We start from the raw sequence: 5200 nt of genomic DNA, 5'->3' as shown, positions 1-5200 counted from the left end.
CGTCGTCATCCTCCTCGACTCCATCACCCGCCTCGCCCGCGCCTACAACACCGTCACACCCAGCAGCGGCAAAGTGCTTTCGGGCGGCGTCGACGCCAACGCCCTCCACAAACCCAAACGCTTCTTCGGTGCGGCCAGAAACATCGAAAACGGCGGCAGCCTGACGATCATCGCCACGGCGCTGGTGGATACGGGAAGCCGCATGGACGAAGTGATCTTCGAAGAGTTCAAAGGAACGGGCAACAGCGAAATCGTCCTCAGCCGAAACATCGCCGACCGCCGTATCTACCCCGCCATCGACATCATCAAATCGGGCACCCGGAAAGAGGAGCTCCTCACCGATCCCAACACCCTCCCGAAAATCTGGGCCCTGCGAAACGCGATGCACCAGATGGACGAGGTCGAAGCGCTCAAATTCCTCTACTCCAAAATGCTCAAGACCAAGAACAACGAAGAGTTTCTCAGCATCATGAACGAGGGCGCTTGACGCGAAGCATAGCTTCGCATCAAGCGAATGAATAATGGATAATTGATAATGGAAAATGAACGGGGCAATGTCGTTCTTGACCGTTCTTTCTCTTTTGCCATCAGGGTTGTGAAGCTTCATAGACATCTGGTCGAACGCCATAAAATGTTCGCTTTGGCCGATCAACTGCTTCGATCGGGTACCTCCATCGGAGCCAATGTCACCGAAGCCCAGGATGCCCAGAGTAAAAAGGATTTCGTCTCGAAACTTTCTATAGCGCTAAAGGAAGCGAAAGAGAGCCGATATTGGATCCGGCTTCTTATTGCTACCGATTATCTTGATGCAAAACAACCCCATGTCATTTCTCTTCAAAACGACATCGCCGAGATCATCAAACTGCTGACCACCATCATCAAAAGCAGTAAACAAGCGTAGTTATGAGAAAATTATCCATTATCCATTTTCAATTATCCATTCACCGAAGGAACTGAGGTGTCACAAGCTCTCGCACTCAAATACCGTCCCAAACGTTTCGAAGACCTGATCGGACAGGATTCCATCTCCCAGACCCTGGCCATGGCGCTGGACCAGAACCGTCTGGGGCACGCCTATCTCTTTTCGGGGCTCAGGGGAAGCGGCAAGACCTCCACGGCACGCATCTTCTCCAAGGCGCTGCTGTGCGAACACGGCCCGACATCCAAGCCATGCGACACCTGCGAACAGTGCCGCATGGCCAACGAGGGTCGTCACATCGACATCATCGAGATGGACGCCGCCTCCAGCCGCAAGATCGACGACATCCGCGACCTCATCGAGCACACCAAATACAAACCCTCCATCGGCCGCTACAAAGTCTTCATCATCGACGAAGTGCACATGCTCACCAAAGAGGCTTTCAACGCCCTGCTCAAGACCCTCGAGGAGCCGCCGGAATTCGTCAAGTTCATCCTGGCCACGACCGATCCGCTGAAGCTCCCGGCGACGATTCTGAGCCGTACCCAGCACTTCCGTTTCAAAAAGATCGCCAAACCGCTGGTCATCAAACACCTCGAGCACATCCTCAATACCGAGGGGATCGCCTTCGAGCCCGAAGCGCTGGAGATCCTGGCCCGCAGCGGCAGCGGTTCGCTCCGCGACACCCTGACCCTGCTGGATCAGGCGATCGTCTACTCCAAAAGCCATGTGGACGTGCCGACCGTTACCCAGATGCTGGGAATCATCGATCCCGAGTTTCTCGAAAAGCTCTTCGACGCCATACTGCAAAAGGACGAAACGCTCATCCGCACCTATCTCAGGGAGCTCGAAAACTACGAAGCGGAGATGGTGATCGACGAGATGAGCCTCTTCTTGAAAGAGAAGCTGCTGTTAAACGACCCGAAATTCTTTCCGATGCTTCTGGAGCGTTTCTACCGGATTCTCGCCGACGCCAAACCGCTTCTGGCCCTGGGAACCGACGGCGACTTCGTCCTCTCGCTCACCCTCTTCAAAATGGTCGAGGCGATGAACCTCAAGGATATCGACGAGATGATCGAAGCGCTCGAGGAGGAGCTGGGGGGAATTGGAAAACGGGAATCGGGAATCGGGAATCGGGAATCGGAAAGAGGGAACGTGGAGCGGATCGAAGCGAAACCGGTACCCGGAATCGACCGGATTCCGACACCGAATCCGCAGCCGGCATCTTCCGCAATGCCTGCACCTGCGGCGACAAAACCTACTCGACACTCTACCGTCCCCGACGACACACTGCGTTTCAAAAAGCTGATCGAAAAGCTCTACGACCGCAACGCCGATCTGGGACGGGCCTTCGAGGAGAGCATCGAGTTCGTCTCCTACGAAGAGGGGACCCTCTCCTGGGCCAGCCACGCCGAGGGAGAGAACAGGGAGCTGCTGAAGACCCATTTCGGCATCGTGCGCCATTTCGTCCAGGACGTTTTCGGCGTCGGCACGAAAATCAGACTGGTCAAATCGGACAATCCGCCGCCCAAAAAGCCCGAAACCTCTCCCGCCCCATCGCAGAACGACCATGCCGAAACGGCCGAAAAAGAAAAAGCCTCCGAAACCCCGCAGGCGGGCACCGCCGTACCGGACGCCAACGGCGCGACCCACACGGGATCGATGATCGAGGATGTCGACTGCAACAGCGCCGGCTGCGTCACGGGCAACTGCAGCGAGCCGGAACCGAGCAGGGAGTACGACACCAAAGAGATCCTCAACGACCCGATGGTCAAAAAGGCCCAGGAGCTTTTCGGCGCCAAAAAGATCGTCATACGCTCCAAAGTCTGACGGACATGCCTCCGCTGCGCCCGCTCTTTACGCTTTTCCTGCTCTTTTGGGTCCTGACGGGGTGCGCGCCGAAGACAGCGCCCCTTCCCGCGCTCACGGAATCCGTCACCCCTTTTCTCTCCCAGGTCCCCGCGCCTTTGAAAGATGAAGAGAAAAAAAGGCTCTATGCCGACTTTCTCTCCCGCCACTATGCCCCCTGGCAGATGCGTGAGCTCAACGTCACCCGCGCCCAGGCGGCCTGGGCCGTCGGCCACTACGCCAAAAAACGGCTCTACGGGGAAAACCGCCTCCCTCTCGACCCAAAACGTTTCGAAGCCTGGGTAGAGAACGCCGACTACGAAGCCTTCAACCGGCTCGGACGGCACGCCGTCACCGTGTATCCCACCTCCCTGCGGCTGTTTCCCACGATGCGGCCGATCTTTTACGATCCCTCCCTGCCGGGAGAGGGCTACCCCTTCGACTACAACCAAAACAGCGCCGTCAAGGCGATGACACCCCTGATCGTCTCGCATCTGAGCCGTGACGGCGGATGGGCTTTCGTACAGACACCCTTCGCCCTGGGATGGGTGCCGATACGCGACATCGCCTGGATCGACGAAGCGCAGATCGAACGGATCATGCGGCTGCCGAAAACCGTCGTGATCAAAGAGCGTCTTCCCGTCTACGACAGGAAGCAGTCTTTTCTCTTCTACGCCAAGCTGGCCACCCTCTTTCCCGTCACGGGCGCCGAACCGGCTTTCAGAAAGATCCTGATACCCCGAAGGTCCGCCGACGGCACGCTACGGCTCGAAGCCTCCCTGCTGCCCGAAGCGTGGGGAGGCGCCATGCCCCTGCCGATGACGAGGGAGAATCTCTTCGAAGTGGCGAAAGAGCTGCTGGGAGAACCCTACGGATGGGGCGGCATGGTGGGAGACAGAGACTGCTCGGCCATGACCCGGGACTTTTTCGCTCCCTTCGGCATCTGGCTGCCGAGAAACTCCAGAGCCCAGGCCAAAGTGGGCAGGGTGATATCACTGAAAGGCATGAGCGATTCCCAAAAAGAGAAACGCATCGTCGAAGAGGGCGTCCCTTTCCGTACCCTGCTCTACCTCCCGGGGCACATCATGCTCTATGTGGGGCATTCAAACGGCCGGGCCTACGTCATGCACAATCTCTGGGGCATCCGCACCGAAGGGGGCGGCCGCCACATCGTCGGCAGAGCCGTCGTCACCGACCTGCATCTGGGAGAAAACCTGCCCGAAGCGGACAAAGAGGCCCTGCTCATAAAGCGTGTCGTTTCGATGAACATCGTCACGGGAGTTTTTGACGGGAACCGGGAAGCGGAAATCGGGAACCGCTAATCCATTCACCCTTCCCCGTTTCCCGTTCACCCTTTACCGTTCACCGTTCCCCGATCAACTCCCCCACATCCACCCTTTTGCCTCTTTTGTGACGCTTGCAGTACTCCACGATCATCCCGTGAAAGAGAGCGTAAATTTGCGCTTTCGGCAGCGTGGGAAAGAGCTTTCGCACTTTGATGTCGTAATCCTTGAGACCCTCGATCAGCCACGCCTGAATGCCCCGGTAGTCGTCGAATTCGTACCCGAAAGCCCGCAACAGCGCCGCCGTGTAGGCGTCGACCACCATCGCCTCCCTGTAGCAGGCGTAGTTGAGAATCGCGTCGGCCGTCTCCTCGCCGATCCCCTTCTTGCCCAGAAGCCACCGGCGGTCGACCTCCGCCTGAAATGTTTCGAAGTCGCCGAACTTGTCGCCGATCGACTGATTGAGGAGTCCGAGGCGCTTGGCTTTGGTGTTGTAGAACCCCGCGGGCCTGATCGCCTCTCTCAGAAGCTCTTCGTCGAGCTTCGCCAGCCCCTCGATACTCAGCGCTTCCAGGGAGCGAAGATTTTCCAGCGCCTCCTCCACCTTCGGCCAGCGGGTGTTCTGTGTGAGTACCGCCCCGATGACCACCTCGTAGGTGCCGCTGTTCGGCCACCACCACGGATCCCTCTCCTGCACGGGAAGATCCAGCCGATAGAGGGCTTCGAGCAGTTCGTAGCTGTTTGTCATGCCTCCACTCTCGCCTGCAGAACGGTCTCCCTGTCTCCTTCGTCGTAGACCCGTATTTTGTAAGCCTCCACGGCCCGCCCGTCACGAAGTTCCACGACGATCATCTGAAGGATCGCCCTGCATTTGTCAGGTACGTCGAAACGACCCGGCAATCCCGTCAGAAACCGCTCGATGGGAACTTTCGCATCCATACCGATGACGTTGTCACGACATCCGGTGAGTCCCGCGTCGGTGACGTAGGCGCATCCGCTGTCGATCACCAGATCGTCGGTGCCCACATGGGTATGGGTGCCGAAAATCGCCGAAACCTTTTCTCGCAGCATCATCAAAAGCGCCCTTTTCTCGCTGGTCGCTTCGGCATGCATGTCGATGAAGATGTTTTCGATCCCTTCCGAAACCAGC

5 protein-coding genes and 1 pseudogene are annotated in these 5200 nt (G+C 57.8%); 4 read left to right on the top strand and 2 right to left on the bottom strand.

Translation table 11 applies throughout. The features are described 5' to 3' along the window. From Q1K23_RS07450 to Q1K23_RS07435, 4 genes and pseudogenes are all read left to right on the top strand, one after another. Window positions 1–487, top strand: a pseudogene (locus Q1K23_RS07450) (transcription termination factor Rho); the annotation flags it as partial. Between the two features lie 48 nt (window positions 488–535). Then, a complete protein-coding gene (locus tag Q1K23_RS07445; protein ID WP_300363515.1) occupies window positions 536–901 on the top strand; it encodes a four helix bundle protein in 366 nt (121 codons plus the stop codon). A gap of 57 nt (window positions 902–958) precedes the next feature. Next, window positions 959–2749, top strand: a complete 1791-nt coding sequence (locus Q1K23_RS07440; protein ID WP_300363514.1) for a DNA polymerase III subunit gamma/tau — start codon at window positions 959–961, stop codon at window positions 2747–2749. 5 nt (window positions 2750–2754) lie between these two features. Beyond that, complete coding sequence (locus tag Q1K23_RS07435; protein ID WP_300363513.1) at window positions 2755–4089, top strand: SH3 domain-containing protein; 1335 nt, start codon at window positions 2755–2757, stop codon at window positions 4087–4089. 40 nt (window positions 4090–4129) lie between these two features. Here the strand turns inward: Q1K23_RS07435 and Q1K23_RS07430 are convergent, their stop codons facing one another. Both Q1K23_RS07430 and Q1K23_RS07425 read right to left on the bottom strand, forming a co-directional pair. After that, window positions 4130–4798 carry a 3-methyladenine DNA glycosylase gene (locus Q1K23_RS07430; protein WP_300363512.1) on the bottom strand — a complete coding sequence of 223 codons (669 nt, stop codon included), beginning with the start codon at window positions 4796–4798 and terminating at the stop codon, window positions 4130–4132. Continuing rightward, a partial coding sequence (locus Q1K23_RS07425; protein WP_300363511.1) for a YmdB family metallophosphoesterase occupies window positions 4795–5200 on the bottom strand: 406 nt, incomplete at its 5' end. The genes Q1K23_RS07425 and Q1K23_RS07430, both read right to left, overlap by 4 nt.

The organism is Hydrogenimonas sp. (genome assembly GCF_029933015.1).
GTDB lineage: Bacteria > Campylobacterota > Campylobacteria > Campylobacterales > Hydrogenimonadaceae > Hydrogenimonas.
This window is presented reverse-complemented; position numbering and strand designations above follow the sequence as displayed.

Excerpts from the sequence above, each read along its gene's own strand:
- Q1K23_RS07445 (WP_300363515.1), top strand. The coding sequence starts at position 536 with ATGGAAAATGAACGGGGCAATGTCGTTCTTGACCGTTCTTTCTCTTTT.
- Q1K23_RS07435 (WP_300363513.1), top strand. The coding sequence starts at position 2,755 with ATGCCTCCGCTGCGCCCGCTCTTTACGCTTTTCCTGCTCTTTTGGGTC.
- Q1K23_RS07430 (WP_300363512.1), bottom strand. The coding sequence starts at position 4,798 with ATGACAAACAGCTACGAACTGCTCGAAGCCCTCTATCGGCTGGATCTT.